Below are 26,198 nucleotides of genomic sequence, written 5' to 3'. Positions count from 1 at the left end.
CGATTTTGCTTTCAGCGTCTGGCGCTTACACCGCTACCCGCTGCTCGTGACGACGCAGGGCGCGAGTCTTGTGCAGGGTGTCGGCGCAGGTCTTCGCCGCTTCCTGGCCCTTGTGCACGAAATGCTCGAAGAAGAACTTCTGATGTTCTTCACCAGCGTGGAAGTGGTGCGGGGTCAAGACCACCGAGAACACCGGCACTTCGGTTTCCAGCTGGACCTGCATCAGGCCACTGATCACCGACTGGGCGACGAATTCGTGGCGGTAGATACCGCCGTCCACCACCAGGCCCGCGGCGACGATGCCGGCATAACGACCGGACTTGGCCAGCAGCTTGGCGTGCAGTGGAATTTCAAAGGCGCCGCCGACTTCGAAGAAGTCGATATCGCTTTCCTGATAACCCTGGGCGAGCATTTCGCTGACGAACCCTTTGCGGCTCTGGTCGACGATTTCCTTGTGCCAGCAGGCCTGGATAAACGCCACGCGTTCGCCGTGATGCTGTTTGCTTTTGCTATCGATTGCGGTGGGTTGCATCTGTTCTGACTCCTGTTTGTGTGAAAAACAGGGCGTTATGAATCGAAAGGGATTTAAGGGTACGTACAGGCCAGGCGCACAAGCAGTCATGCGCAGGTCTGTGGACGGCCCTTTGGCACCAATCCCGTTCTCTCTTCATCCGGACTATGACCGTCGGCCCCGGGATCACACCGGGTCTGCTGACCTTGCCGTCATTCGCCGCCGAAGCGGTGCCTGTCGCCAAGCGCTCGCGGGCTATGCGCATTGCGCGCAATTACCGCCGGTGGGGAATTGCACCCCGCCCTGAGAACGTTGCCACCGGGCTTTGCGGCGGCGGTGAGTTTGTAACACATATTTTTCGGCGGTGCATTGCGGCGTTTGGATGATAAACATCGGTTTTTCATGTCCATCGCTGGGCTTTTCCCGGGTGGGCCTTGATAAATCGCGGTTGCGCCCGTAGTAATTCAGTTCGAAAGAATTTCCTTATCCGCAGCGACGTTCGCGTCCCCTTGCCGAGGCCTGATTCATGAGCGTTATCGATCTTCGTAGTGACACCGTTACCCAACCCACGGCAGGCATGCTGGAAGCTATGGCCACGGCGGCCACGGGCGATGATGTCTACGGCGAAGATCCAACGGTCAACCGCCTGGAAGCTGAACTGGCGCAGCGCCTGGGGTTCGCCGAAGCGCTGTTCGTGCCGACCGGCACCATGAGCAACCTGCTGGGCTTGATGGCCCATTGTGAGCGTGGCGACGAATACATCGTCGGCCAGCAGGCGCATACCTATAAGTACGAGGGTGGCGGCGCGGCGGTGCTGGGTTCGATCCAGCCACAGCCACTGGAAGTCCAGGCCGACGGCTCGCTGGACCTGGCCCAGGTGGCCGCGGCGATCAAGCCGGATGATTTCCACTTTGCCCGTACCCGCCTGCTGGCGCTGGAAAACACCATGCAGGGCAAGGTGCTGCCATTGAGCTATCTGGCGCAGGCCCGGGCCTTCACCCGTGAGCATGGTCTGGCCCTGCACCTGGACGGCGCGCGGCTGTACAACGCGGCGGTCAAGCTGGGTGTCGATGCGCGGCAGATTACCCAGTACTTCGATTCGGTTTCGGTGTGCCTGTCCAAGGGCCTGGGCGCGCCGGTGGGCTCGGTGCTGTGCGGTTCGGCGCAGCTGATCGGCAAGGCCAGGCGCCTGCGCAAGATGGTCGGCGGTGGCATGCGCCAGGCCGGAGTCCTGGCCGCGGCGGGCCTGTACGCGCTCGATCATCACGTAGCGCGCCTGGCCGATGACCACGCCAATGCCCAGCTGCTGGCCGAGGGGCTGCGTGAAGCGGGCTATGACGTCGAGCCGGTGCAGAGCAACATGGTCTATGTCGCGATGGGCGACAGGGCAGAAGCGCTCAAGGCCTTCGTCGGCGAACGCGGGATCAGGTTGAGCGCCGCGTCGCGGCTGCGGATGGTCACCCATATGGACGTCAGTCGTGCACAAATCGAGCAGGTCGTCGGGACTTTTATCGATTTTTCCCGCAACTGACAGTGTTAGCCGTCCAATTGACCGTCTCTATCGTATAAACACGCTGTACCCCAAGCTCAGGGCCGATATAATGCGGCCCTTTGCCGTCGTTTCGTCTGATGACGTTTCGCACAGGCCTTTGGCCGCAGTCTCCGTGGAAGAACCTAATGAAAAGCGCAGAAATCCGTGAAGCCTTCCTTCGCTTCTTCGAAGAGCAAGGCCACACCCGTGTAGCCTCCAGCTCTTTGATTCCGGGCAACGACCCAACCCTGCTGTTCACCAACGCGGGGATGAACCAGTTCAAGGACTGCTTCCTGGGCCAGGAAAAGCGCGCCTATACCCGCGCCGTAAGCAGCCAGAAATGCGTACGCGCCGGCGGCAAGCACAACGACCTGGAAAACGTCGGTTACACCGCCCGTCACCACACGTTCTTCGAAATGCTGGGCAACTTCAGTTTTGGCGATTACTTCAAGCGTGATGCCATCACTTTCGCCTGGACGTTCCTGACGTCCGACAAGTGGCTGAACCTGCCGAAAGAAAAGCTCTGGGTCACCGTCTACGCCAGCGATGACGAGGCCTATGACATCTGGACCAAGGAAGTCGGGGTTCCGGCCGAGCGCATGGTCCGTATCGGCGACAACAAGGGCGCGCCATACGCCTCCGACAACTTCTGGACCATGGGCGATACCGGCCCGTGCGGTCCTTGCACCGAGATTTTCTACGATCACGGCGCCGACATCTGGGGTGGCCCACCGGGCTCGCCGGAAGAGGACGGCGACCGTTACATCGAGATCTGGAACAACGTATTCATGCAGTTCAACCGCACCGCCGATGGCGTGTTGCATCCGTTGCCAGCGCCGTCGGTGGACACCGGCATGGGCCTGGAGCGGATCAGTGCGGTCCTGCAGCACGTTCACTCGAACTATGAAATCGATCTGTTCCAGAGCCTGCTGAACGCGGCGGCCAAGGCCATCGGTTGCACCAACGATGCCCAGGCGTCTTTGAAAGTCGTGGCCGACCACATCCGCTCCTGCGGCTTCCTGATCGCCGACGGCGTGCTGCCTTCCAACGAAGGCCGCGGTTATGTCCTGCGTCGCATCATTCGCCGCGCTTGCCGTCACGGCAACAAGCTGGGCGCCAAGGGCAGCTTCTTCTATCAGATCGTGGCCGCGCTGGTCGCCGAGATGGGCGAAGCCTTCCCGGAACTGAAATCCCAGCAGGCGCACATCGAGCGCGTGCTGAAAGCCGAAGAAGAGCAGTTCGCCAAGACCCTGGAGCAGGGTCTGAAGATCCTCGAGCAGGACCTGGCCGAACTCAAAGGCACGGTGGTACCGGGCGACGTGGTGTTCAAGCTGTATGACACCTACGGTTTCCCGATGGACCTGACTGGCGACATCGCTCGTGAGCGCGAACTGACCCTCGACGAGGAAGGTTTCGAGCGCGAGATGGAAGCCCAGCGCGTACGTGCCCGTTCCGCCAGCTCCTTCGGCATGGACTACAACAGCCTGGTCAAGGTCGATGTGGCCACCGAGTTCACCGGTTATCACGCCACCAGTGGTTCGGCCAAGGTGGTTGCTCTTTATAAGGAAGGGCAATCGGTCGACGTGCTGAGTGAAGGCGAAGAGGGCGTGGTCGTTCTCGACCAGACGCCTTTCTACGCCGAGTCGGGCGGCCAGATCGGCGACTGCGGTTACCTACAAGCGGGTAACGCGCGTTTCGACGTGCGCGATACCACCAAGACCGGCGGGGCTTTCCTGCACCACGGCGTCTTGGCCAGCGGCAGCCTGACCGTTGGTGCACCGGTGCAAACCCAGGTGGATGCGGAAGTGCGTCACGCCACTTCGCTGAACCACTCGGCCACCCACTTGCTGCACGCCGCTCTGCGCCAGGTGCTGGGCGAGCATGTACAGCAGAAGGGTTCGCTGGTCGACAGTCAGCGCCTGCGTTTCGACTTCAGCCATTTCGAAGCGATCAAGCCTGAGCAGATCAAGGCCCTGGAAGACATCGTCAACGCCGAGATTCGCAAGAACACCGCGGTGGAAACCGAAGAAACCGATATCGACACCGCCAAGCAGAAAGGCGCCATGGCGCTGTTCGGCGAGAAGTACGGCGACAGCGTGCGTGTCCTGAGCATGGGCGGCGATTTCTCCGTTGAACTGTGTGGCGGTATCCACGCCAACCGCACCGGTGATATCGGCCTTTTGAAAATCATCAGCGAAGGTGGCGTCGCTTCGGGTGTACGCCGTATTGAAGCCGTCACCGGTGCCGCGGCACTGGCGTACCTGAACGCTGCGGAAGAGCAACTCAAGGAAGCGGCGACCCTGGTCAAGGGCAGCCGTGACAACCTGATCGACAAGCTGTCGGCCGTGCTGGAGCGCAACCGCCTGCTGGAGAAACAACTCGAGCAGATGCAGGCCAAGGCCGCCAGTGCCGCTGGCGACGATCTGTCGGCGCAGGCGCTGGATGTCAAAGGCGCGAAAGTGCTGGCGGCGCGCCTGGACGGCCAGGACGGCAAGGCGCTGTTGGCGCTGGTCGATCAGTTGAAAAACAAACTCGGTCGCGCAGTGATCCTGCTCGGCAGTGTCCATGAGGAAAAGGTCGTACTGGTTGCGGGCGTAACCAAGGACCTGACTGGCCAACTCAAAGCCGGTGATTTGATGAAGCAAGCCGCTGCGGCAGTGGGCGGGAAGGGCGGTGGTCGTCCGGACATGGCGCAGGGCGGCGGTGTCGATGCCGCTGCGCTGGATGCCGCGCTGGCCCTGACCGTTCCGTTTGTCGAGCAGGGGATTTAAGGTTCCAAGCCGAGCCCGTCGTCTAGTGGCGGGCTTTGGAGCTGCGCAGTTTGATTGATTAATGGGCGCCCCTTTACGGGCTGAGGCGGCTTAGAAATGGCTTTGATCGTACAGAAATTTGGAGGTACCTCGGTCGGTTCCGTCGAAAGAATCGAGCAGGTCGCCGACAAGGTGAAAAAATTCCGCGAAGCCGGTGACGACCTGGTGGTTGTGCTGTCGGCCATGAGCGGCGAAACCAACCGTCTGATCGACCTTGCCAAGCAAATCAGCGGCGACGGTCAGCCGGTTCCTCGCGAGCTGGACGTGATCGTTTCCACCGGTGAGCAGGTGACGATCGCACTGCTGGCCATGGCGCTGATCAAGCGCGGCGTGCCGGCAGTCTCCTATACCGGCAACCAGGTGCGGATTCTGACCGATAGCGCGCACAATAAAGCGCGCATTTTGCAGATCGACGATCAGAAAATTCGCGGTGACCTGAAGGCTGGTCGCGTGGTTGTGGTCGCAGGTTTCCAGGGCGTCGACGAGCACGGCAACATCACTACCCTCGGTCGTGGCGGTTCCGACACCACCGGCGTGGCACTGGCGGCAGCCCTGAAGGCTGACGAATGCCAGATCTACACCGATGTCGACGGCGTCTACACCACCGATCCGCGCGTGGTGTCCGTGGCCCAGCGCCTGGACAAGATCACCTTCGAAGAAATGCTGGAAATGGCCAGCCTGGGTTCCAAGGTGCTGCAGATCCGTGCGGTCGAGTTCGCCGGCAAGTACAACGTTCCGCTGCGCGTACTGCACAGCTTCAAGGAGGGTCCGGGCACCCTCATTACTATTGATGAAGAGGAATCCATGGAACAGCCGATCATTTCCGGCATCGCTTTTAACCGCGATGAAGCCAAGCTGACCATCCGTGGCGTGCCAGACACTCCCGGCGTGGCCTTCAAGATTCTCGGCCCGATCAGTGCCGCGAATATTGAAGTCGACATGATCGTGCAGAACGTTTCGCACGATAACACCACCGACTTCACCTTCACCGTGCACCGCAACGATTACCTGGCAGCCCAGCAAGTGCTGGAAAACACTGCCCGTGAAATCGGCGCCCGGGAAGTGGTAGGCGATACCAAGATCGCCAAGGTCTCGATCGTTGGCGTCGGCATGCGTTCCCACGCGGGTGTTGCCAGCCGCATGTTCGAAGCACTGGCCAAGGAAAGCATCAACATCCAGATGATCTCGACCTCGGAAATCAAGGTTTCCGTGGTGATCGAAGAGAAGTACCTGGAACTGGCTGTGCGCGCTCTGCACACGGCTTTCGAACTGGACGCACCGGCCCGACAGGGCGAGTGATGCGTTGCCCGAAGGGCGCGGTTTACCGCGCCCTTTGTTTTTTTGATCGGCGTGACAGAAAACTGTTCTTTTGCTCGCGCTAGTCAATACTTAGGCGTGTAGGGCTACGGCCGTCCTGGTTGTAGGTCGATACCCTTTTTTTTGCAGACTGTTGTCCCTGAAATGAAATGCGTGAGGAGAAAGGTATGCTGATTCTGACTCGTCGGTGCGCAGAAAGCCTGATTATTGGTGATGGCGAAATCACCGTGACCGTGCTTGGCGTCAAAGGAAATCAAGTGCGTATCGGTGTCAACGCCCCTAAAGAGGTAGCGGTGCACCGGGAAGAAATTTACCTGCGGATAAAGAAAGAGAAGGACGAAGAACCAAGCCATTAATTTTTATCGTTTTTTTTGTTTGCAAACGGGGAGAAAGCTGGTTAATATACGCCCCGTGTTGCGGAGAGCTGGCCGAGTGGCCGAAGGCGCTCCCCTGCTAAGGGAGTACACCTCAAAAGGGTGTCGGGGGTTCGAATCCCCCGTTCTCCGCCATTATTTGCTTAGTTCGTTGTAATCTGGCTTCTTCTGTAAGTTGTTGAAATTACTAGAAAAAGTGCTTTACAAAAAGATTTAACGGCCTATAATGCGCGGCAACAAATGCACTCGTAGCTCAGCTGGATAGAGTACTCGGCTACGAACCGAGCGGTCACAGGTTCGAATCCTGTCGAGTGCACCATTTAAGAGTTGTTTGCAGTAATGTGAATAACTTGGCTTCAGCCAGTTGTGGTCTGGTCTAAAAACACAAATTGCACTCGTAGCTCAGCTGGATAGAGTACTCGGCTACGAACCGAGCGGTCACAGGTTCGAATCCTGTCGAGTGCACCATATACCAAGAAGCCCGCATTTATTGCGGGCTTTTTGCTTTCTGCCGTTTGGGTTTTCTCCCTTCTTTATTGGTTCCTCTGTTTGAACGTCGCAATCATTCTGGCGTCGTATTCAGCGTGTGCCTGTCCTTTTGATGTGGCCTTTCGAAGGCTCCCGGCAATTGTGAATCGATAACGGGAGCGAGTTCCGGGCGCAGTTTTTTCGTCTGGGGTGTGTTTTCTTTTTCGGATGGTGCGTCGCAGCTTTATAGATTCAGCGCTTCTTCAGCTTTGCGCCGCAAGCGCTTGTTCTTGCCATGATTTTTTAACGTTTAAAGCCGTCAAGCGGTGTATGATTGCGCCCGTCAGCCCCGCCGGGGCTTGTGGAATACCTCCATGGACTTACCCAGTAGTTACTCAGTATCCCGTTTTTACAATCATGAATTGACTGATTGATCCTTCCGGCGTGCTCCTCTGCTGGGAGTGGAGTTCGCCTATGACCGAAGTAGAAGTAAAGAAAACACAAGACAGCCTGCAGGATCGCCTCGCTCAAGTCGTTGAGCTGCTGCAGCGCCAGCGGGTGGTCGAAGACCTGACTCATCGTCAGGAAGGTCATCATCAGGATCGGGTCGAGAACCTGGTCCACCGGCAAAACCTTGTCGAGCTGCAACGCAAGCTCGACGATCTGCACTCTGCCGACGTTGCCTATATCCTTGAAGCCTTGCCGCTCGACGAGCGTCTGACTGTCTGGCAGTTGGTCAAGGCCGAGCGTGACGGCGACATCCTGCTCGAAGTATCCGATTCCGTACGTGAAACCCTGATCGCCGACATGGACGATCATGAGCTCCTGGCTGCTGCCAAGGAGATGGACGCCGACGAACTTGCTGACCTGGCTCCCGAGCTGCCGCGAGACGTTGTCCATGAGCTGATGGAGGCGTTGGACGGCCAGCAGCGCGAGCGCGTTCGCTCCGCCTTGTCGTATGACGAGGAGCAGGTCGGTGCGTTGATGGACTTCGAAATGGTGACCATCCGTGAGGATGTCAGCCTTGAAGTGGTTCTGCGTTATCTGCGTCGCCTCAAAGAGTTGCCAGGCCATACCGACAAGCTGTTCGTCGTCGACTATGACGGTGTGCTCAAAGGTGTGCTGCCCATCAAGCGGTTGCTGGTGAATGATCCGGAGAAACAGGTTTCGGAAGTCATGGCCAGCGACCCGGTAAGTTTCCATCCGGACGAAGATGCCTACGACGCTGCGCAGGCATTCGAGCGCTACGACTTGATTTCGGCGCCGGTGGTCGACAAGAACGGCAAATTGATCGGCCGTCTGACCATCGATGAAATGGTCGACCTGATTCGTGAGGAGAGTGAGACCGAAGTCCTCAACATGGCCGGTCTGCGTGAAGAAGAAGATATTTTTGCCTCGGTCTGGCGTTCCCTGCGCAACCGCTGGGCCTGGCTGGCAATCAACCTGATCACCGCATTTGTCGCTTCGCGAGTGATCGGTCTGTTTGAGGGCTCCATCGAAAAGCTGGTGGCCCTGGCGGCCCTGATGCCGATCGTGGCGGGTATTGGCGGCAACTCGGGTAACCAGACCATCACCATGATCGTTCGCGCCATGGCGCTGGACCAGGTCAGCACCGGCAATACCTCGCGTCTGATGCGCAAGGAATTGGCGGTGGCGTTGATCAACGGCCTGGTCTGGGGCGGAGTCATCGGCGTGGTGGCTTACCTGCTCTACGGCAGCTGGTCGTTGGGTGTGGTGATGACGGCGGCCATGACGCTCAACCTGTTGCTGGCGGCGCTGATGGGGGTTCTGATTCCGATGACGCTGGCGCGGCTGGGGCGCGACCCGGCCATGGGGGCCAGCGTCATGATCACGGCCATGACCGACAGTGGCGGCTTCTTCATCTTCCTTGGGCTGGCCACCATCTTCCTGCTTTGATCCCGCATACAGCCCCTCTAATGGGGCTGTATCGTTTTCTCCATCCCCTTGCCATCCAGGCTTCTGTTTTTGTAGCGTTCGAGCAGCAAATTTCGCGCAAAAAAAAGCCAGCACAAGGCTGGCTCTAGCTTTCGAGGTCGAATCAGGAAGCGTCTGCGGCCATTTCGGCGTCATGGGCGATCAGCGAAACAAGAGCGTTCTGCTGGCGGTGGGAAAGTTGACGGAAACGTTGAAGCAGTTCGCGTTCATGCAAGGAGAGTTCTGGGCTGTCCAGGCGCATGCTCAACTCTTCACCCAAGGCGCCTTCCTGAATAAGACTCTGTTCCAGGCGCGCGATGATTTCGGAGTTCATGCTGCGGTGATGATTGCGAGCCACCTCGGCAATGCGTTCACGCATCCCGTCGGGTAGACGTACGACGAACTTGTCAGCCGTACGGCTGGAATAAATTGCCTGTTTCAATGGGCGCATATATTTAACCGGTTAGTTCAGGGGAGCGGTTCTCGGAATTGGCCGCGGGATGTCAGTTAGGACAAGCGTTGCTGCCAAATGTTCAACCTGAATTGTTAAGAGGCCCGCATCATGCCTCAAAATAGCCAGATCCTTGGCGTCAATTCTGTGACAAATATTGAACTGGATAAAGGCGTTATGCCAGCACCAATTATCAGAAATGCGGACTGGTTTGAAAAGATTGCCTGGTCCGCCTATCTGCCCGCGTCCTGATGTCCGATGGTGGTGCGCTTGTGCGTCGCCAGACGGGCATGCATGCGGATCCGATCATTGTTTCCTACCTTGTACAGGATAGTGGCAAATTGCCGATTTACTAGGCTGCGAGTGCCATGGAGTCTTCAAATGCCAGGCAGACTGATTTATTTGATGGGGCCTTCCGGATCGGGAAAGGACAGCCTGATCGAGGCTGCGCGCCGTCCTCTGGCGCAGCTCGGCTGTGATGTGGTGCGGCGGGTGATCACCCGTTCCGCGGAATCCGTAGGGGAAGCGGCCCATGGGGTAAGTGCTGACGAGTTCGAGCGTCTTGAGCGGCAGGGCGCCTTTGCCTTGTGCTGGCGGGCCAATGGCCTGGCCTACGGAATTCCCGTGCAGATCGACGAATGGCTGGCCAGTGGGCGTCATGTCCTGATCAATGGCTCCAGGGCTCACCTGGATCAGGCTCGCCAGCGTTATCCGGAGCTTTTGGCGATTCTGTTAACGGTGGATATCGACGTGCTGCGGCAAAGACTGATGAACCGCGGTCGCGAAAGTGCGGCGCAGATCGAGGCGAGACTCAAGAGAAGCGCTCTTTTTTCCGCTGAGGGCGGGCCCGTGCTGGGAGAGTCCGTGTTTTTTCTGGACAACTCGAGCGAGCTGTCCGTGACGCTTGAGCGTTTTCTGAAGCTATTGAGATCGCAGGGGATCAGCGCAATACAGGGTCGAACTTGATCTTACGTCCCAACACCAGCGCCAGCAGAAACAGGCCGGAAAAAACACCACAGGCAACCAAGAGCGCATCACCCAGGGTATTTTCAGTGGTGAAGCAACCCAGTGTGGCACTGAGTACTGCCAGGATGAGAAGGCCTTTGGCAAGTCGGGACATTAACAGGCTCCTGATGGGGTGATATTCAAAATACCCAGCTTTCGGGTCTTGGGTTGGCAGGTAGAACAACGGCTTCTGGGGCATCGGCGACCTGTGCCATGCCAGGATTCTCCGATGCGCTGCTCATCACAGCCAATTGCGGGGTCTGGTGTTGCACGTAGTGGGCCCTGTACTGGGGGCTCTGATCCGCGCGGCCATCAGGCTGAAAGTGGAAGACCACCAGTGCGGCGATGGCAATGGCATTCGATAGAAGAAGGGCGCTGTTCATGGGCTTGATCTCCACTGTTCTTTCATAGAGAGGAAGCAGCGCTCATGCCAAGAGTCTAACCTCTAATAAACCCTTTAAAAACAATGATTTGATAGGGTTTTTAGACGATGGCGGATTGCATTCTGCAATGATGGCTTTTTGCAGTGATGCAATTTGCACGGCGGCTCTGGCAAGTTGCCTGATGATCAGAGGCCGCCACCGGTTAAAAAGCCCTACTCACAACATGACAAAAGCAGGGCTGACCGTTAACATGCACGCCGTCCTTTGCGCCGTGGCAGTACACGCGGTGGTCAATTTGTCCCAGTAGCTCAATTGGATAGAGCATCCCCCTCCTAAGGGGAAGGTTGGCAGTTCGAACCTGCCCTGGGACACCATCTATTTCCGGGCTTTCAGGCCAAATGTGGTTTTCGTCTTTATTTCCTGGTAACGGCTACGTTTGGTACACGCAGTTCTCGATGCTGTGGAGTCACCCATGATTGTCATTGCTGGAAAAAACAATATTTCGGTATTTGGCCTGGAGCGGGCTCTGCGACAATTTTCGCCCGACGAAATTGCCGTGGTCTGCAACCGTAACGATACGGGCGTCGATGGTTGGCAACGTTCGTTGCGGGCGGCCGCGCAAAAGTATGGCGTGCGTGAGATCAGCCTGGAGGCGGCTTATGAAGTCGCGTCCATCGCATTCATTTCCCTGGAGTTCGACCGGATCGTCGTGCCTGGGCGCTTCTCTATCAGTCGTGTGTTCAATATTCATTTCTCGAGGCTGCCCGAATACAAGGGTATGTTTACCTCGGTCTGGCCGTTGCTGGAGTCCAGGGCCGAGGCGGGTGTGACCCTGCATTTCATCGACCGGGGTATCGATACCGGGGACATCGTCGCGCAACAGGTATTTCCGATCCTGTCCTGGTGGACCTGCCGCGATCTCTATTTCGCCTTTAACCAGCATGCCGGCCAGTTGCTGGAGCAGTGGTTTGCCAGGCTGGTCGATGATGGCGTCAGAGCGCAGCCACAGAGTGCGGCGGGATCCAGCTACTTTTCAAAGGACGCCATCGACTATGGGGCGTTGAAGATCGATCCGCTGTCGACGGCCTGGGCGCTACGCAACCAGATCAGAGCGTTCGCCTTTCGTGAATATCAATTCTTGCGCTGGGATGGGAAACCGGTGGTCTCGGCGACGATTCTGCCTGGGCGTTCGCAATTCAAGGCCGGGACCCTGATCAGCACAACTGACGATTATGTCGAGCTCTGCACCATCGACTATGACGTCCGGCTGAATTTTGATCGGTTGCCGGAGATGCTCAAGGCTTGTGAACGAGGCGATCTGGAGGCGGTGGTGGCACTGCAGGCCAATATTGCCGGTTACAACGATGCCACCCCGCAAGGCTGGACGCCGCTGATCGTCGCCAGTTATGCGGGTGCCTATGAGGTGGTTGACTGGCTATTGCAGCAAGGTGCCGACCCGGAGCGGTCCAACAACAAAGGCACGACGCCCTTGATGTATGCCAAGGATGCCTACCTCGCCGGGCGTTGTCGTAAAACCTTTCAGTTGTTGCTGCGCAAGGGGGCGAGGCTGGAGGCTGCCGACCATTGCGGTCGGGCACTCGCCGACTATGTGACTGACGAGCAGTTCGCTCAGTTGCGAGGTGCTTTCTAGGCACCTCGCAACAGGCGCATCAGTGGGCGGTGAACTGGTTGATGGCGGTGACAATGTGTTGCTGTTGTTCCTGGTCCAATGTCGGGTAGATCGGCAATGACAGGATCGAGTCATGCAGCGGCGCCCGGGATGCCTGGGAGGTCCTGGCCAGATCGCGGTAGGCCCGCTGCTCGGTGATCGCCAGTGGGTAGTGAACCAGGCATTGGATGCCACGCTCGGCCAGATGCGCCTTCAGCTGATCGCGCCATGGGCAGGTAATGACATACAGGTGCCAGACATGGGCGCTCGCAGTCGTCACCGAGGGCAGGGTGATTCCCGGGTGCCGGATGTGTTCGCCGTAGTAGCGGGCGATGCTGCGTCGACGGGCAGTATCGCTGTCCAGGTGCGCCAGCTTCACTCCCAGCATCGCGGCCTGGATTTCATCGAGGCGGCTGTTTACCCCCTGATGATCGTGCTGGTACTTGACGCGCGAACCGTAGTTGCCCAGCGCCCGGACCAGGGTTGCCAGCTCGGCGTCGTTGGTAGTGATGGCTCCGCCGTCGCCCAGGGCTCCGAGGTTCTTCCCGGGGTAGAAGCTGAACGCCGCGGCATCGCCCCAGTTGCCGGCCTTGCGCCCGGCCAGCTCGGCACCATGGGCCTGGGCGGCATCTTCGAGCACCAGCAGGCCATGCTTGTGGGCCAGCGCCATGATCTGCGGCATCGGCGACAGCTGCCCATAAAGATGCACCGGCAGGATCACCCGGGTTTTTTCCGAGATGGCCCGTTCGACGGCTTCGATCTCCAGATTGTGGGTGGCAGGGTCGACATCTACCAGGATCGGCGCCAGATCGTTTTCCAGAATGGCCGAGATGGTGGCGATAAAGGTATTGCTCTGCACTATCACTTCATCACCGGCCTGCAGCCGGCCTTGTTCTTTCCAGGCGCGCAGGATCAGGGTCAGGGCATCCAGGCCGTTAGCGACGCCGATGGCATGCCGGCTGCCGCAGTAATCGGCGAACGCGGCCTCGAATTGCTCAAGCTCACGCCCCATCAGGTACCAGCCGGAGTCGATCACACGGCTGCAAGCGGCTTTGAGCTGATCGGCATATTCGTGATTGATGCCTTTCAGATCCAAAAACGGAATATTCATCATTTGAGTCATTGTCCGAGCATGTCCATGAACTGGGCATAGTCTCGAACATAGTCGCCTTCTTCGTAGAGTTGATCGGCCAGGACCATCAGCACACAGTCTGGGGAGAAGTCATACATCTCACGCCAGATAAAGGATTCGATCAGCAGGCCCTGGCAAGGATTGTCCAGGGTGATGTCGATTTTTTCCCGACCGTCGTCCAGCAGAAAACGGCACGAGCCGCGTACGGCAATGGCCACCTGCTTGAGGGTCTTATGGGCGTGGTAGCCGCGGCGAACCCCTTCACCGGTATTGAACATGTAGTACACCCGCTTCACCGGGAAGGGGATGTTTTTCCCTTCTTCCAGGGCGATCAGCGAACCACGGTCATCGCCGTGGGTCTGCAGCGGCAGAATGTGAATCTTCATCGCGTCTCCCCTTCGAGCCGTTTCGACAAATGCTGTTGCAGCCAGTTTTCAACGCTCTTGGCGTCGACCCGATAATTCCGGTAATACAGTTCTCGGGAGTCGGTCGAGCCTACCCGGTAAGCGATGTAGTCCATTTCCACGCCGACGATCGCCGCCAGGTTGGAAAAGCACGACAGCTCTGCGTATTCCTCGGCCATCCAGCACAGTGCGCGGGCGTTTTTCGAGGCGAAAATCAGATTGGTCCAGGCCGCGCCGGTGGGGCCGACTATGACTTCGGCATTGGCCATGATCGCCACCTGATGGTTGATGTCCTGTTCTTCCATGTACACGCAGGTAAACCCATAGGGTTCCAGCAGCTTGAGGATCTCGGCCTGGTTGTAGTGCCGGAGAAAGCCTTTGCGGGCCAGGAATACTCGTTTGGGGAGTTCGCCGATGGGAATGTCGTGGGCCAGATGCAGCGCCTTTTCCCGCAGGAAATGGATCGACTCCGGGCGGACGAAGCCGCTGCTGGCACTGTTCTGTGCCGCGCCTTTGAAGTTCGGGATCATATTGTTCGGGGCACTGATCAGCAGCAGGTCGGCCACCTGATAGCTGGTGATGTTGTCCAGGAGCTCCAGCGGGCGGTCAACGCCGATCGCCTCGATCAGGGCCTTGATCGAAGGAATGTTCTGGCTGCTCTTGGAGATCAGCAGAGGATAGTCCGCATATTGCGGCGGCAGTTCGGCCACGAATTGCAGTTGCGACAAGACTTCTACCGTCCAGTGGTAATAGTTCTGCTCGTTGCAGCCGCTGATCAGCAGGCCTTTTTCCAGCTCTGCAGGTGTGCCGGTCCTGACCAGGGCCAGGCGCTGGCCGTGGTAGAGCAGGTGCGCGGCACTATAGTCGGCCAGCAGGGATTTCGCCGTGGGCACTCGCTCCAGCACCAATTGCCCGCCGGGCAGTATCACCGAACGGGACACCGAGCAGACTTGTCCCTGCCGGAAGTGATACAGGGCGATCTCGGGTAACGCCAGGGTGATCGCTGGTGTCGATTGATGGAGGAACCGTGGGGGCTGGCTGGTGCCCGGTTGGCTCGGGCGAAAGACATGGACCTTGTGCTCGTCGCTTTCATCCAGCCAGCGCAAGGCCAGGCGCCGGGTATCCTGGCGTCGAAAAAACAGTCGATACAGCAGGTCGCTGATCAGTCCCGGCTTTCTGCACAGTCGTTCATAGCCCAGTTGCTCGAGGCGTTTGCCAATACGCTGGAACCATGGGAGCTGCGAGCTGATCTGCGCGCCATGGAACACTTCGACTTTTTGCTCGTTGATGGCCAGCTTCTCAGTGAGTTGCGGATGGATCTCGCGGTAGTAATCACTGGCGATGATGATCTTGTCGAAAGCCAGCGAACTCAATTGTTGAGGCGCGTGGATCAACTTGCCGAACAGGCGCTGGCCCTGCTTCTGCTGATTGTTATCGACGAAGCCGATCACCCGGTAGCGGCGGCGGTTGTACTTGTAGAAGTTGACCCCGCCGGCGCCGGTGCCGAATATCAGCACCCGCGCTTTTTGTCCAAACCCTGTCGACACATTGACCTCGTCTTGCTGGTGCTGCCGGTGGTAGATCGTCACCCGAGCGGTTCGCCCGCTCGGTAAAGGCGGTGACGCTAGCCATTGTTATTGATGATGTTGCCCTTGATCTGGGCGATACCCTTGGCGTTCAGGTCGCGTCGGGTCCTTATCGGTTGCAGCTCGCCCTGGATTGCGGCGTTGATGGTATCAATCGCGGTCTTGCCGGTGTTACTCCGGGACTTGCCCAGCAGGTAGCGCAGCGACAGGCGGAACTGCTCTGACTCGTTGGCCACTGGCCGCGTACCGTGCAAGGTGCAGTTGTGCCAGAGCCCGACGTAACCCGGCCCGCCTGTCAGCCGGTAATCCTGGCAGGCCATCTGCTGCCCCTGATCGTCGGCGTAGGTCCATTGGTCGTGCTCCTGATGTTCCAACTGATGAGGGAACAGCGTGGCACCAAAGCGGTGAGTGCCGGGCATCAGGTGCAGGGGCGAGTCGTTTTCGGTGACGTCGTGCAGGTACACATACAGGGTCAGAAAGGTCGAGGGGTCGAGTTCCACCCGGCCCTGGGGCCAATCGATGATGTCCTGGTGGAAGTCGATCCCGCGAAAGTAGGTGATGTCGCGAAAGGGTTTTTTGATATAGGGCCCCAGGTTCGCCACATTCACATCGCGGATCTTTTCCCGCACCCAGTCCGGCAGCCACGAATCCGGTACGCCGCACACCGCTTTCTTGATCACTACCTCATAGTCGGCGCCGAGCACTTCATCGAGGACTGCAGTGAGGCGCGGATCCTGCTCGATGAACTGCAATTGCGACTCGAAGCCATTGAGGAAGTTGAAGGTCTTGTTCGGGTTGGCGTTGAGGTGGTTTTCCTGGGCCAGGTATTCAGCCTCGTCCATGAACAGCCCGGCCCCGAAGGCCCGTGCGGCGATCATTTCGCGGTACAGCGCCTGCGTGCGGTCAGCGTCCAGGATCTCGCCGAAGATATGGGCGCCCTGGTCGATGAGGTTTTGGATACAGGTTTGCATGTTGCGCTCGTTTTGACTGTTGCTGTCTGTCTGCAAGGTATCGGCGCGGCTGGCTTAAAGTTGATGCCGCGCGGCTGATATTCCCGATGGAGTTTGCCGCAATCGGAGCTGGCGGGCGGCGCGAACAAGGATATCGAATGCTTTTGGCAACTATCTATAAGGGAACGCCGGAATCGGCCGATAACCCCATGGATGTTGTTGCAGGTCAAATGGCGGGGCCATGGACCGAGTGTCCGGCGAGAGCGGGCGGGCGCCATTGTGGGTTGATGTAGAATGCATTGATGGCCTGTGGCCATTATCGTTGTCCGGGGGCAACAAGGGGGACGACCTTGAGCGTGTCTTGCTGTTGCCGCGGGCTTCATCTTTTTTACGGGTCTGGAATCTTCGATGCTGGCGTACCACCAAAAAAGCTTTTTGATCGTCGATGATTTCTCGGATTTTCGCAGTTCTGTCCGGTCCATGCTGCGTGAGCTGGGCGTCAAGGACGTAGACACTGCCGATACAGGCGAGCAGGCGCTGCGCATGTGCGCGCAAAAGCGTTATGACTTCATCCTGCAGGATTACCACCTGGGCGACGGCAAGAAGAATGGTCAGCAGGTGCTCGAAGACCTGATGACCGACAAGCTGATCAGCCATGAAAGCGTGTTTCTCATGGTCACCGCCGAGACCAGCCAGTCGATGGTGCTCAGCGCCCTCGAGCACGAGCCGGACGCCTATCTGACCAAGCCTTTCAACCGCTCCAGCCTGGCTCAGCGGCTGGAGCGGCTGCAGCAGCGCAAGTCGTTGCTCAAGCCGATCCTGCAGGCGCTCGATCGCGGCAAGCCGCTCGAGGTGCTCAATGCCTGCATCGCCCTGTGCAAGCAGGATCCGCGTTATGCGCCGTTGTGCCTGCGCTACCGGGCCGATGCCTTGCGTGACATGAATCAGAACGAGGCGCTGGAGCGGTTGTACGAGAGCATCCTGGCGGATCGCCCGTTGCCGTGGGCCTATGTCGGCCTGGGGCGTCTGCTGTTCAAGCGTGGCCAGGTGACCCAGGCCAAGGCCATCTATGAAAAGGCCTTGAAGGCCTTTCCGATGATGCCGGCGCTCTACGATGGCATGGCCGATGTGTTGCTCGCCGAGGGTGATTCCAAGCGCGCCCAGAGTGTGCTGGAGGAGGCGGTGCGCCTGTCGCCGCTGGCCGTGCGCCGGCAAGCGCTGCTGGGCAAGCTGGCGATGACCAACGAAGACTTCGAGACCGCATCCAAGGCGTATCGCCAGGCGGTATCGCAAGGCGCGCAATCGCGTTTCAAGGATCCGGAAAGCAACCTTGGCCTGGCCCATGCGTTGATCAGCAAGGGCAGCGAGAGGGGCCTGGATACTCGCACGCGCCTGGAAATCAACAGCACCCTGAGTGCGGTGGCCAAGGAAAACCCCAGCGATCCGGGGCTGCAGATTCGCGCGCGCCTGATGAAGGCCACCAGCCTGTTGCTCAACGATGCTGAAACGGCGGAAAAACTCACCGAGCAGGCGATGCTGCGTCTGGACGGGATGGAGCAGTTCATGAGCCCGGAAGCGGCGTTGCTGGTGGCCAAGCAACTGCAGATGCTGGGACAGGCCGATGCCGGTGCATCGATGCTGAAAAACTGTGCGGAAATCTACGGCGACGACCCGAAGGTGATGGAAGGCATTGCCAAGCTCACCGATGACCCGGCGATTCTCAACTCTGCCAACGCGGCGGCGGACATGAACCGTCAAGGCGTGCGCAGCTACAAGGCCGGCGCGTTGGGCGAAGCCCGGGATCTGTTCCGTCGGGCCCTGGCCATGCAACCGAAGAACATCAGTATTGCCCTGAACATGGCGCAGTCGCTATTGCACGGCACCGACATCACCCAGGACACGGCACTGCTGGATGAGTGCCGGACCTGCCTGAAAATGGTCGGCCTGATGCCCGATACCGACGCGCGTTATCCGCGTTATCAGAAGCTGCGAAGCAAGGCGTTTGGCGAATGAATACCCACGAACAGGCTCTCGACTTTTCCACGGTGATCGCCTCTACCGTGCACGACATGAAGAACTCCCTGACCCTGCTCATGCAGGCCCATGCCCAGTGGCTGGCGGCACTGCCGCAGGCGCACCAGGGCACGCCGGAGCAGGGCGTGATGGAGTTCGAGTTTGCCCATCTCAACGGCATGCTGGTGCAACTGCTGGGGCTCTACAAACTGGGGGTCAACCAGTTGCCGGTGCAGCCGGGTTACCACGAACTGGATGACTTCATCGAGGCGCAACTGGTCAGCCATCAGGATGTGTTCGCCAGTCGTGGCATTGCCGCGACCTATGAAGTCGATCCCTTGACCCCATTGGGGTTCTTCGATCGGGAATTGATCGCCTCGGTGCTGGACAACTGCATCAACAACGCCATTCGTTATGCGCGCCATGCGTTGCTGGTCAGCGTGCACGATGAAGGTGGGCAGACGGTGCTGACCATCAATGACGATGGCGAGGGTTATCCGCAGCCGATGATCGATAACCAGGCCGACTACGTGCAAGGCATCAATCACAGTAGCGGCAGCACCGGCCTGGGGTTGTACTTCGCCGGGCGCATTGCCGCGCTGCATCAGCGCAACGGTGTCTGCGGACGTACCGAGATTCGCAACGGCGGGCCTTTGGGCGGCGGTGTGTTCAGTCTCTACCTGCCCTGAGCCAGCTGCTGTTGCGCTTGCTCCAGGGCCTGTAGAAAGCAGGTCAGGGCGGCTTTCGGCTCCTGGCCCTGACGGGTGATGCAGTGAAAGGTCGAACGATAGGCCAGGCGCTGCGGTAACAGGGCGCGCATTTGGCCCCTGGCCACCCAGTTGGCGGCATAGTGGCTGGGCAGGTAACCCAGATAGCTGTCGGAAAACACCAGGGTGGCAATCGCTTCCATGGTGTAGACGGTGGCGCTCTGCAAAAAATACAGGCCATGGGGGCGCTGGTTCTCAGCCATGTAGCCACGGCCGACATAGGGTGTGTTGCATATTTCTTCCAGGGTCAGGTCGGTGTCGCTGCGTTGAAACAGCGGGTGCCCAGCAGCGCAATAGAGGTTTTGTTCCTCCTCGAACAGCGGCTGGTAGCGCAGCCCGGAGAGCTGGTGGTGGAAGGCTCCGATGGCCAGGTGCAGGCGCTCGTCGAGCACGGCCTGTTCAAGCTCGTCGGGACGCAGTATGTGCAGGCCCAGGCGGACTTCCGGCAGGCGCTGGCGGAACAGGTTGATGGCCAGGGGCAATGGCGCATAGGACAGGCTGAGCATGCTGTCGACATTGCCGATCTGCAGATGGTCGCGTGCCGGCCCGCCGAGTTGGTTGGCCTGCTGCCGAAAGCGCTCGATGTCGCGAAACAGCAACTGCGCAGCATCGAACAGTTCCAGGCCTTCCTCGGTCAATTGGAAGCCACTGCTACCGCGTCGGCACAGCGAGCAGCCCAGGCGCTCCTCGAGATCGCGTACCACCACGCTCAGGCGCGACAGGCTGGTATTGAGCCTGGCCTGGGCTGCGGTGAAACCACCGGCGTCGACTATGGTGCAAAAGACCCGCAGCATGCGCAGGTCGATATCGGATAGGCTGCCCAGCACATTGGCCTCCATCAGGCGCGGCAAGGGGATGGGCAAAGCCTACACCGGCGCGGATCTGCGAGTCAGCGGCGAGAGGCGATGGACTCGGCCAGCAGGCACATCAGCTCGAACATCATGGTCGCCCCCACCAGCGCCGTGGCGCCGCCGACGTCGAAGGGCGGCGACACCTCCACCACATCGGCTCCGATCAGGTTCAGGCCGCGCAGGCCACGGATCAACTGCTGGGCCTCCAGGGTGGTCATGCCGCCGATTTCCGGGGTACCGGTGCCGGGGGCGAAGGCCGGATCCAGCACGTCGACATCGAAGCTGACATAGGTCGGGCCGTCACCGACCACGCGTCGGACCTCGGCCAGGGTGGCGGCGACGCCGATCTCGGCAAACTCTTCCATATGGATCACGCGGATGCCGGTCTCGGCAGCGAAGGCCTCGTCATCGGCCGAATAGACCGAGCCACGGATACCGATCTGCACGGTGCGTCGCGGGTCCAGCAGGCCTTCCTCCACGGCACGACGGAACGGTGTGCCGTGGGTGTAGGGATTGTTGCCGAAATAGCGGTCGTTGGTATCGGAGTGAGCGTCGAAATGCACCATGCCGATTGGCCGCTGGCGGGCCAGGGCGCGAAAGATCGGCAAGGTCACCAGATGGTCGCCGCCAACGGCCAGGGGCACGGCACCGGCCTCGTGCAAGTCGCGGAAAAAGGCTTCTATGCGCGACAGCGAGTCCAGCAGGTCGATGGGGTTGACGGGAGCGTCGCCGAGATCGCCGATGCGCACCAGGTCATAGGGGGCGATACGGCTGACATGGTGCACCTTGCGCATCAGGCTGGAGAGGTTGCGCACTTCTCGCGGGCCATGCCTGGCGCCGGCGCGGTTGGTGGTGCCGCCGTCCCAGGGCACTCCGACCAAGGCGATCTGCACCTGGGTCGGGTCATCAAAGACCGGCAGGCGCATGAAGCTCGGAATCCCGGCGAAGCGTGGCACCAGCGCTGCGTCCACGGGTTGGGGAAAATCATTGGGCATGGTGGAGCTCCTGTGGCGAATGGGAGCGGCATGTGGCTGCTCCCTGGGTAAGCGCTGTCAATGGGGTTCGATGGACGGCGCGGCGACCGGGCTGGTCAGCAGGGGCCTTGCGCATGCCTCACCAGCCGAGCCCGGCCAAGCGAGTTGGCGGGGGCGAAAAAATCATAGGGCGGGCGTGGCAGGCCGATAAATCATCAGCTCGGCAAGCTGGCTTGTGTTTTGTGACAAGTTCCTTGAGAGCGCTCCTTGCGAAGGCATGCCGGATGATGGTTGTTTATCCGGGTATTTCGAGTGTCCCTGCTTGATATTCCGAACAGGCGGAGCCTATTTTGTACGGGTCGCCGTTCTCGGCTCGTACAACAACAAGGATTGAGTCATGACAACCGATGGCCGCAGTTCACTCGCTCAGCGATTGACGGGCATTGACGAGATTGAATGTGTCACTCCGGATCTGAACGGCGTGCCACGGGGCAAGGTGATGACCGCCGAGGGGTTCCTCGAAGGGCGGCGTCTGCAGATGGCCCGTGGGGTGCTGTTGCAATGCATCATGGGGGGTTATCCACCCGCGCGTTTTTACGGCAGTGACGACGGCGACCTGGCGCTCACTGCCGACCCGCAACAGATTCATCGCCTGCCCTGGAGTTCGCAGCCGCGTGCGCTGGCGATTTGCGATGCGGACGAGTTGAGCGGTGAAAGCTCGCGTCTTTCCACCCGGGGCCAGCTCAAAGAGGTCATCGCGCGGTACGCCGCTCACGGCCTGGCGCCGGTGGTGGCGACCGAGCTGGAGTTTTTCGTGTTTGCTCCCAATACCGACCCGACCCAACCTTTCCAGCCGCCCCTTGGCCTGGACGGTCGTCGCGAGGATGGGCATTCGGCGTTCAGCGTCAGTTCCAACAGCGGTTTGCGGCCGTTCTTCAGTGAGGTCTATGCCTGCATGGCGGCATTGGGCTTGCCGCGCGATACCTTCATGCATGAAATGGGCGTCAGTCAGTTCGAGATCAATCTGCTGCACGGTGATCCGCTGTTGCTGGCCGACCAGACATTCCTGTTCAAGCACCTGCTCAAGGAAGTGGCGCTCAAGCATGGTCTGACCGTGGTGTGCATGGCCAAGCCGCTGGCGCACACACCGGGCAGTTCGATGCATATTCACCAGAGCCTGGTGGAGTCGGCCAGCGGGCGTAACGTGTTCAGTGATGAGGCCGGAGAGCCGACCGCGATGTTCCGCCACTTCATTGGCGGGCTGCAGGCGGGGATGGCGGATTTCACTGCGCTGTTCGCACCGAACGTCAATTCCTACCAGCGCCTGTGCCATCCTTACGCGTCGCCGAACAATGCCTGCTGGTCCCATGACAATCGGGCGGCAGGCCTGCGCATTCCGGCCAGTTCGCCGGTGGCGCGGCGGGTCGAGAACCGCTTGCCGGGTGCCGATGCCAACCCGTATCTGGCGATCGCCGCGAGCCTGGCGGCAGGTTTGCACGGTATCGAAAACGAGCTGGAACCGACGCCGGCGATTCAGGGTGAGTTTGCCGTGCCGGACAGTTTATCTCTGCCTTGTACCTTGCATGCCGCTCTTGAGCGTCTGAAACGTAGCCAGTTGGCCAAGGAATTGTTCGGCAATGAGTTCGTCGAAGGTTACGTCGCTTCGAAGACCATGGAGTTGACCAGTTTCTTTGATGAAATAACTCCCTGGGAGCGGCGCGTCTTAGCGGCCCAGGCTTAACCGAACCGTCGCAGTCGGGCTATCGTCCAGATGGCCCGACACTCAATTCAAGGAGCCGCTCGGAACGCCGATGCGCCAAATCTGGAAATCCTTTCGAGCGCTTTATTTCGCCTCGCTGATGATGTTGATCGGCTCGGGCTTACTCAGTACCTACCTGGCGTTGCGCCTGGCCGCCGATCATGTCGACGGGTTATGGGTGGGGGCCTTGATGGCGGCCAACTATTTCGGCCTGGTGCTGGGCGGGAAAATCGGCCACCGCCTGATTGCCCGGGTCGGCCATATCCGTGCGTACGCCACCTGTGCCGGGATCGTCGGTGCGGCGGTGCTGGGGCATGGCCTGGTGGACTGGTTGCCGGCCTGGCTGGTGCTGCGGATGATCGTCGGCCTGGGCATGATGTGCCAGTACATGGTCATCGAAAGCTGGCTCAACGAGCAGGCCGATGCCAAGCAGCGCGGGCTGGTGTTCAGCGGCTACATGATCGCCTCGTATCTGGGGCTGGTCCTGGGGCAGTTGATTCTGGTCATGCATCCGGCCCTCGGGCTTGAGTTGCTGATGCTGGTGGCCCTGTGTTTTGCCCTGTGCCTGGTACCGGTGGCCATGACCCGGCGTATTCACCCGGCGCCTTTGCATCCGGCGCCCATGGAACCGCGCTTCTTTATCAAGCGCGTTCCGCAGTCGCTGAGCACGGTGCTCGGGTCGGGGCTGATTGTCGGTTCGTTCTATGGTCTGGCACCGCTGTATGCCTCCCAGCAGGGCTTGAGTACCGAGCAGGTTGGCCTGTTCATGGGGAGCTGCATTTTTGCCGGGCTGGTAGTGCAGTGGCCATTGGGATGGCTGTCCGACCGTTATGATCGGGCCCTGCTGATTCGCTGCTTTGCCTGCTTCCTGGCAGTCGTGGCCTTGCCGTTGGCGATTCTGCCCCAGGTGCCACTGGAGGTGCTGTTCGCCCTGGGGTTCCTCTGTTCGCTGGTGCAGTTCTGCCTGTACCCGCTGGCGGTGGCGTTCTCCAACGACCATGTCGAAGGCGATCGGCGGGTTTCGCTGACCGCGATGCTGCTGGTGACCTATGGCGTCGGGGCCAGTGTCGGGCCTTTGGTGGCGGGGGTGCTGATGAAGTTGTTCGGCAGCCAGATGCTCTATGCGTTCTTCAGTTTCTTTGCCCTGGTACTGGTCTGGCGCATCCGGCCGAAAGCCGTGACCAACCTGCATCAGGTCGATGATGCGCCGCTGCATCACGTGGCGATGCCGGACAGCATGTCCAGTTCGCCATTGGTGGCCGCGCTCGATCCGCGGGTCGATGAGCAAGTGGTGCAAGATCAGATGCAACAGACCAGCGCACCGGAAGCCGAGCCTCCGGTCGAGACGCCGGCCACGGATGAGGTTGAGGCTGAGGAGCCGGTAGTGAAGCCGGATGAGCCAGGGCCGGACCAGTTCAGTGGGGCCAGGCCCTAGAAACGAAAAACGGGCAGCTCCGCAAGGGGCTGCCCGTTTTTTATCGACGCTCGAATCTCAGAGGTCGTCTTTGTCGAAGCGCCGGGCTTCGCGTTGCAGCTGGTAGACGAAGCGCTCGACCTGGCGTTGAACCAGGCCGCTCATGTTGTGAAAGCGCACGCCGGCGAAAGTCGTGTCGATCTTCTCTTCGTGGTGCAGGTAACGCAGTTCCACTGGCGCAGTCATGCTGCCGAAGGGCAGGGCGGCGATAAAACGCTCGTAGACCTGGCCCAGTTGCAGGCGGCCGGAGATGTCGCCCTCGAAGCGCAGCTTGCAGCCGGTGGCGGAGATATCCAGCAGCTTGCCGGCGATCGGTGTCTTGAGTTTTTCGCCGCCCAGTTCGATGTTGACCAGTTGGGCCAGCTTCAGGGCTGCGCGAAAGGCATTGCGGCGCTGGTGATAGACCACTTCGTCTGGCAGCGTACCGCGGTAGCATCGCCCACCATTGGACTCGTCGATAGTCGGGATGCCATTGCTTTCCCAGGCGATGCGCACGCCTTCGTGAAAGCCTTCGACGCGAAACGGTTCGCCGGCGAGCATGAAGCGTTCGCCATCGCGGGGGATCATTTCGTCCAGGGCAATCATGTTGCTGTCACGATCGATCTCGACCAGATAGCTTTGAAAGCGCTGGCTGCGTTCGTGGAAAGTGATGATCAGCGGGTCATGGCTGTCTTGCAGCAAGCGCAGCGTGGAGTTGATTTCCAAGGAGGTGGTCAGCACCTTGGGTGGCTGCGGCGCATCTTCTGCGTTTACGGCATTGAACACGGTTCATCAATCTCCAGACAAAATACGACTACACGCAAGAGCCGGCATTTTGCCAGCATGTTCCGCGACTTGATAGGGCGCGCTCATCTCTGGGGTCAAGCCTGGCTAAGCGGGCGAGGCTTGGCCAGCTTGGCGGTTGAGCCACGGGCATCATAGAGGGCTGGAGGCTCGCCACCGGTGAGGATTTTCAATTGATTGGCGGTGGTGGCCTGTTGAACCTGGATCGAGCGACCGTTGAGTTCGTTCGCCGCCTGGCAATCGGCAAGCATTTGGGTCAGCACGTCACTCTGGGCCAGTAACTGGTCGCCGATCGAGGAGTGGCTGGCCAACTGTTCCAGGCCGGCGCGGCTGGCAGGAAGGTTCAGGCTGGCGAGGAGTTCGCTGCGTTTGCGGCCATGCTGCTCGAGCAAAATGATCAGGGCTTGCTTCTGCGCGAGAATCTCTTCCAGCAGCGGCATGTCGCGACCGTGCAGGGCTAGGGATTCGGTGCGCAGCAATTCCAGCAATTGTTGAGCTGGAGCAAAGTCGTCGGTGATCAGTTGCAGCAAATTAGTGTCGTGCATGTATGGCCTTGGGTTTTGAGCGTCCAAAAAACTGGCGCAGGCCTTATTGGCTAGCGCTGGGCTTCGAAATTAAGCAGTTTGCTGGCTACACGGTTGCTGTCGACTTTATAGCTGCCATCGGCAATCGCTTGCTTCAGCTCGGCCACGCGGGCGTTGTCGACGGCAGGCTGGTCGCGCAGCTTGTCAGTGATCTTCTGCAACTGTTGAGCCTCATTACTGAGGTGTACCGACTCCCCGCTGGTGCTGGCCTGTTCGGCCGGAGCGTTCAGCGGCGCGGATTTGTCGGCGTCGCCGGTTTCCTTGCTGGCGCTGGTGCGCGTGCTGCCGGTGAGTGAGGGAGAGCTGTTTAAACGGCTGAAATCGATGACCATGGTAAAAAACCTCTGGGTATTTGGACGCTTGACTTGTTTTCGGCAATACGCCGGAAAACTTTAGGCTCAAATATCGATAAGCCCGCACGCGCCGCTGTTGCCCTGCATGGGCCACAGTTTAGGGGGCAACAGTGC

Annotated in this window: 24 protein-coding genes, 4 tRNA genes and 1 riboswitch; of the genes, 15 read left to right on the top strand and 13 right to left on the bottom strand. The window is 59.5% G+C overall.

Features of this window, described 5'->3' with window-relative positions:
• Positions 1 to 25: 25 nt before the first annotated feature.
• On the bottom strand, positions 26 to 532 hold the full coding sequence (locus AC3RCP_RS24120) for a 6,7-dimethyl-8-ribityllumazine synthase (protein ID WP_053262292.1): 507 nt from the start codon (positions 530 to 532) through the stop codon (positions 26 to 28).
• A gap of 122 nt (positions 533 to 654) precedes the next feature.
• A riboswitch (FMN riboswitch) is annotated at positions 655 to 826 on the bottom strand.
• Between the two features lie 211 nt (positions 827 to 1,037).
• On the opposite strand from AC3RCP_RS24120, the gene ltaE reads away from it, so the two are divergent.
• The 8 genes from ltaE (at position 1,038) to mgtE (ending at position 8,928) form a co-directional block, all read left to right on the top strand.
• Positions 1,038 to 2,042 carry a low-specificity L-threonine aldolase gene (gene ltaE / locus AC3RCP_RS24115; RefSeq protein ID WP_492570845.1) on the top strand — a complete coding sequence of 335 codons (1,005 nt, stop codon included), beginning with the start codon at positions 1,038 to 1,040 and terminating at the stop codon, positions 2,040 to 2,042.
• 146 nt (positions 2,043 to 2,188) lie between these two features.
• Positions 2,189 to 4,813 carry an alanine--tRNA ligase gene (alaS, locus tag AC3RCP_RS24110; protein WP_492570846.1) on the top strand — a complete coding sequence of 875 codons (2,625 nt, stop codon included), beginning with the start codon at positions 2,189 to 2,191 and terminating at the stop codon, positions 4,811 to 4,813.
• A 96-nt stretch (positions 4,814 to 4,909) separates the two neighbouring features.
• Complete coding sequence (locus tag AC3RCP_RS24105) at positions 4,910 to 6,151, top strand: aspartate kinase (RefSeq protein WP_007921569.1); 1,242 nt, start codon at positions 4,910 to 4,912, stop codon at positions 6,149 to 6,151.
• A gap of 185 nt (positions 6,152 to 6,336) precedes the next feature.
• Complete coding sequence (csrA, locus tag AC3RCP_RS24100; RefSeq protein WP_002554426.1) at positions 6,337 to 6,525, top strand: carbon storage regulator CsrA; 189 nt, start codon at positions 6,337 to 6,339, stop codon at positions 6,523 to 6,525.
• A gap of 62 nt (positions 6,526 to 6,587) precedes the next feature.
• Positions 6,588 to 6,678, top strand: a tRNA-Ser gene (locus AC3RCP_RS24095).
• Between the two features lie 107 nt (positions 6,679 to 6,785).
• Positions 6,786 to 6,862, top strand: a tRNA-Arg gene (locus tag AC3RCP_RS24090).
• Between the two features lie 72 nt (positions 6,863 to 6,934).
• Positions 6,935 to 7,011: transfer RNA gene (locus tag AC3RCP_RS24085), tRNA-Arg, on the top strand.
• A gap of 474 nt (positions 7,012 to 7,485) precedes the next feature.
• Positions 7,486 to 8,928, top strand: a complete 1,443-nt coding sequence (mgtE, locus tag AC3RCP_RS24080; RefSeq protein WP_007921578.1) for a magnesium transporter — start codon at positions 7,486 to 7,488, stop codon at positions 8,926 to 8,928.
• 142 nt (positions 8,929 to 9,070) lie between these two features.
• Here the strand turns inward: mgtE and AC3RCP_RS24075 are convergent, their stop codons facing one another.
• Positions 9,071 to 9,397, bottom strand: a complete 327-nt coding sequence (locus AC3RCP_RS24075) for an Arc family DNA-binding protein (RefSeq protein ID WP_003178899.1) — start codon at positions 9,395 to 9,397, stop codon at positions 9,071 to 9,073.
• A 381-nt stretch (positions 9,398 to 9,778) separates the two neighbouring features.
• Here AC3RCP_RS24075 and phnN point away from each other — a divergent pair, with 381 nt between their 5' ends.
• Entirely contained in the window at positions 9,779 to 10,363 is a 585-nt protein-coding gene (gene phnN / locus AC3RCP_RS24070) for a phosphonate metabolism protein/1,5-bisphosphokinase (PRPP-forming) PhnN (protein ID WP_007921583.1), read from the top strand.
• On the opposite strand, the gene AC3RCP_RS24065 is transcribed toward phnN, so the two are convergent.
• Together AC3RCP_RS24065 and AC3RCP_RS24060 are read right to left on the bottom strand one after the other, a co-directional pair.
• Positions 10,338 to 10,517 (bottom strand): PA3371 family protein, encoded by a 180-nt coding sequence (locus tag AC3RCP_RS24065; protein WP_007921585.1) that lies wholly within the window; start codon positions 10,515 to 10,517, stop codon positions 10,338 to 10,340. The genes phnN and AC3RCP_RS24065 overlap by 26 nt on opposite strands.
• Before the next feature lie 25 nt (positions 10,518 to 10,542).
• The gene (locus AC3RCP_RS24060) at positions 10,543 to 10,785 is read right to left on the bottom strand and encodes a hypothetical protein (RefSeq protein ID WP_101339478.1); all 243 of its coding nucleotides are present in this window, start codon (positions 10,783 to 10,785) and stop codon (positions 10,543 to 10,545) included.
• A 297-nt stretch (positions 10,786 to 11,082) separates the two neighbouring features.
• On the opposite strand from AC3RCP_RS24060, the gene AC3RCP_RS24055 reads away from it, so the two are divergent.
• Both AC3RCP_RS24055 and AC3RCP_RS24050 read left to right on the top strand, forming a co-directional pair.
• A tRNA-Arg gene (locus AC3RCP_RS24055) sits at positions 11,083 to 11,159 on the top strand.
• A 98-nt stretch (positions 11,160 to 11,257) separates the two neighbouring features.
• The gene (locus tag AC3RCP_RS24050) at positions 11,258 to 12,436 is read left to right on the top strand and encodes a formyltransferase family protein (protein ID WP_492570847.1); all 1,179 of its coding nucleotides are present in this window, start codon (positions 11,258 to 11,260) and stop codon (positions 12,434 to 12,436) included.
• A gap of 19 nt (positions 12,437 to 12,455) precedes the next feature.
• Here the strand turns inward: AC3RCP_RS24050 and AC3RCP_RS24045 are convergent, their stop codons facing one another.
• The 4 genes from AC3RCP_RS24045 to AC3RCP_RS24030 form a co-directional block, all read right to left on the bottom strand.
• Positions 12,456 to 13,577 carry a DegT/DnrJ/EryC1/StrS family aminotransferase gene (locus tag AC3RCP_RS24045; protein ID WP_101338811.1) on the bottom strand — a complete coding sequence of 374 codons (1,122 nt, stop codon included), beginning with the start codon at positions 13,575 to 13,577 and terminating at the stop codon, positions 12,456 to 12,458.
• Complete coding sequence (locus AC3RCP_RS24040; RefSeq protein ID WP_007921600.1) at positions 13,574 to 13,972, bottom strand: sugar 3,4-ketoisomerase; 399 nt, start codon at positions 13,970 to 13,972, stop codon at positions 13,574 to 13,576. The genes AC3RCP_RS24045 and AC3RCP_RS24040 overlap by 4 nt, the downstream gene beginning before the upstream one ends.
• Entirely contained in the window at positions 13,969 to 15,537 is a 1,569-nt protein-coding gene (locus AC3RCP_RS24035) for a glycosyltransferase family 61 protein (RefSeq protein WP_101339477.1), read from the bottom strand. Before AC3RCP_RS24035 ends, AC3RCP_RS24040 begins: the two co-directional genes overlap by 4 nt.
• Before the next feature lie 77 nt (positions 15,538 to 15,614).
• A complete protein-coding gene (locus AC3RCP_RS24030; RefSeq protein ID WP_007921611.1) occupies positions 15,615 to 16,547 on the bottom strand; it encodes a phytanoyl-CoA dioxygenase family protein in 933 nt (310 codons plus the stop codon).
• A gap of 387 nt (positions 16,548 to 16,934) precedes the next feature.
• On the opposite strand from AC3RCP_RS24030, the gene AC3RCP_RS24025 reads away from it, so the two are divergent.
• On the top strand, positions 16,935 to 18,539 hold the full coding sequence (locus AC3RCP_RS24025; RefSeq protein ID WP_007921613.1) for a tetratricopeptide repeat-containing response regulator: 1,605 nt from the start codon (positions 16,935 to 16,937) through the stop codon (positions 18,537 to 18,539).
• Positions 18,536 to 19,228 carry a sensor histidine kinase gene (locus tag AC3RCP_RS24020; protein ID WP_053262282.1) on the top strand — a complete coding sequence of 231 codons (693 nt, stop codon included), beginning with the start codon at positions 18,536 to 18,538 and terminating at the stop codon, positions 19,226 to 19,228. The genes AC3RCP_RS24025 and AC3RCP_RS24020 overlap by 4 nt, the downstream gene beginning before the upstream one ends.
• On the opposite strand, the gene AC3RCP_RS24015 is transcribed toward AC3RCP_RS24020, so the two are convergent.
• Positions 19,216 to 20,145, bottom strand: coding sequence for a LysR family transcriptional regulator (locus AC3RCP_RS24015; RefSeq protein ID WP_219735409.1), 930 nt, complete (start codon positions 20,143 to 20,145; stop codon positions 19,216 to 19,218). The two genes, AC3RCP_RS24020 and AC3RCP_RS24015, sit on opposite strands and share 13 nt — an antisense overlap.
• Positions 20,146 to 20,195: 50 nt before the next feature.
• Positions 20,196 to 21,152 (bottom strand): agmatinase, encoded by a 957-nt coding sequence (gene speB / locus AC3RCP_RS24010; protein ID WP_492570848.1) that lies wholly within the window; start codon positions 21,150 to 21,152, stop codon positions 20,196 to 20,198.
• Between the two features lie 478 nt (positions 21,153 to 21,630).
• Between speB and AC3RCP_RS24005 the strand changes: the two genes are divergently transcribed.
• Together AC3RCP_RS24005 and AC3RCP_RS24000 are read left to right on the top strand one after the other, a co-directional pair.
• Positions 21,631 to 22,872 (top strand): glutamine synthetase family protein, encoded by a 1,242-nt coding sequence (locus AC3RCP_RS24005; protein WP_178081117.1) that lies wholly within the window; start codon positions 21,631 to 21,633, stop codon positions 22,870 to 22,872.
• 70 nt (positions 22,873 to 22,942) lie between these two features.
• Positions 22,943 to 24,325, top strand: coding sequence for an MFS transporter (locus tag AC3RCP_RS24000; RefSeq protein ID WP_007921621.1), 1,383 nt, complete (start codon positions 22,943 to 22,945; stop codon positions 24,323 to 24,325).
• Positions 24,326 to 24,382: 57 nt separating this feature from the next.
• Here AC3RCP_RS24000 and AC3RCP_RS23995 read toward each other — a convergent pair whose 3' ends face one another.
• The 3 genes from AC3RCP_RS23995 to flgM all read right to left on the bottom strand — a co-directional run bounded on the left by AC3RCP_RS23995 (position 24,383) and on the right by flgM (position 26,063).
• On the bottom strand, positions 24,383 to 25,129 hold the full coding sequence (locus AC3RCP_RS23995) for a flagellar brake protein (RefSeq protein ID WP_101338808.1): 747 nt from the start codon (positions 25,127 to 25,129) through the stop codon (positions 24,383 to 24,385).
• Between the two features lie 95 nt (positions 25,130 to 25,224).
• On the bottom strand, positions 25,225 to 25,692 hold the full coding sequence (locus tag AC3RCP_RS23990) for a flagella synthesis protein FlgN (RefSeq protein WP_007921623.1): 468 nt from the start codon (positions 25,690 to 25,692) through the stop codon (positions 25,225 to 25,227).
• A gap of 50 nt (positions 25,693 to 25,742) precedes the next feature.
• A complete protein-coding gene (flgM, locus tag AC3RCP_RS23985) occupies positions 25,743 to 26,063 on the bottom strand; it encodes a flagellar biosynthesis anti-sigma factor FlgM (protein WP_009045139.1) in 321 nt (106 codons plus the stop codon).
• Positions 26,064 to 26,198 lie beyond the last annotated feature (135 nt).

This window comes from Pseudomonas sp. GW822-FHT05A08 (assembly GCF_058800485.1).
The sequence above is the reverse complement of the archived record's forward strand: the minus strand, read 5'-3'. Positions and strand labels throughout refer to the sequence as shown.

Excerpts from the sequence above, each read along its gene's own strand:
- AC3RCP_RS24030 (WP_007921611.1), bottom strand. The coding sequence starts at position 16,547 with ATGCAAACCTGTATCCAAAACCTCATCGACCAGGGCGCCCATATCTTC.
- AC3RCP_RS24050 (WP_492570847.1), top strand. The coding sequence starts at position 11,258 with ATGATTGTCATTGCTGGAAAAAACAATATTTCGGTATTTGGCCTGGAG.
- AC3RCP_RS24065 (WP_007921585.1), bottom strand. The coding sequence starts at position 10,517 with ATGTCCCGACTTGCCAAAGGCCTTCTCATCCTGGCAGTACTCAGTGCC.
- AC3RCP_RS23990 (WP_007921623.1), bottom strand. The coding sequence starts at position 25,692 with ATGCACGACACTAATTTGCTGCAACTGATCACCGACGACTTTGCTCCA.
- ltaE (WP_492570845.1), top strand. The coding sequence starts at position 1,038 with ATGAGCGTTATCGATCTTCGTAGTGACACCGTTACCCAACCCACGGCA.
- AC3RCP_RS24015 (WP_219735409.1), bottom strand. The coding sequence starts at position 20,145 with ATGGAGGCCAATGTGCTGGGCAGCCTATCCGATATCGACCTGCGCATG.
- phnN (WP_007921583.1), top strand. The coding sequence starts at position 9,779 with ATGCCAGGCAGACTGATTTATTTGATGGGGCCTTCCGGATCGGGAAAG.
- AC3RCP_RS24120 (WP_053262292.1), bottom strand. The coding sequence starts at position 532 with ATGCAACCCACCGCAATCGATAGCAAAAGCAAACAGCATCACGGCGAA.
- alaS (WP_492570846.1), top strand. The coding sequence starts at position 2,189 with ATGAAAAGCGCAGAAATCCGTGAAGCCTTCCTTCGCTTCTTCGAAGAG.
- AC3RCP_RS24005 (WP_178081117.1), top strand. The coding sequence starts at position 21,631 with ATGACCGCCGAGGGGTTCCTCGAAGGGCGGCGTCTGCAGATGGCCCGT.
- AC3RCP_RS24040 (WP_007921600.1), bottom strand. The coding sequence starts at position 13,972 with ATGAAGATTCACATTCTGCCGCTGCAGACCCACGGCGATGACCGTGGT.
- AC3RCP_RS24075 (WP_003178899.1), bottom strand. The coding sequence starts at position 9,397 with ATGCGCCCATTGAAACAGGCAATTTATTCCAGCCGTACGGCTGACAAG.
- AC3RCP_RS24105 (WP_007921569.1), top strand. The coding sequence starts at position 4,910 with ATGGCTTTGATCGTACAGAAATTTGGAGGTACCTCGGTCGGTTCCGTC.
- csrA (WP_002554426.1), top strand. The coding sequence starts at position 6,337 with ATGCTGATTCTGACTCGTCGGTGCGCAGAAAGCCTGATTATTGGTGAT.
- speB (WP_492570848.1), bottom strand. The coding sequence starts at position 21,152 with ATGCCCAATGATTTTCCCCAACCCGTGGACGCAGCGCTGGTGCCACGC.
- AC3RCP_RS24025 (WP_007921613.1), top strand. The coding sequence starts at position 16,935 with ATGCTGGCGTACCACCAAAAAAGCTTTTTGATCGTCGATGATTTCTCG.
- AC3RCP_RS24060 (WP_101339478.1), bottom strand. The coding sequence starts at position 10,785 with ATGAACAGCGCCCTTCTTCTATCGAATGCCATTGCCATCGCCGCACTG.
- AC3RCP_RS24045 (WP_101338811.1), bottom strand. The coding sequence starts at position 13,577 with ATGACTCAAATGATGAATATTCCGTTTTTGGATCTGAAAGGCATCAAT.
- AC3RCP_RS24020 (WP_053262282.1), top strand. The coding sequence starts at position 18,536 with ATGAATACCCACGAACAGGCTCTCGACTTTTCCACGGTGATCGCCTCT.
- AC3RCP_RS24000 (WP_007921621.1), top strand. The coding sequence starts at position 22,943 with ATGCGCCAAATCTGGAAATCCTTTCGAGCGCTTTATTTCGCCTCGCTG.
- flgM (WP_009045139.1), bottom strand. The coding sequence starts at position 26,063 with ATGGTCATCGATTTCAGCCGTTTAAACAGCTCTCCCTCACTCACCGGC.
- mgtE (WP_007921578.1), top strand. The coding sequence starts at position 7,486 with ATGACCGAAGTAGAAGTAAAGAAAACACAAGACAGCCTGCAGGATCGC.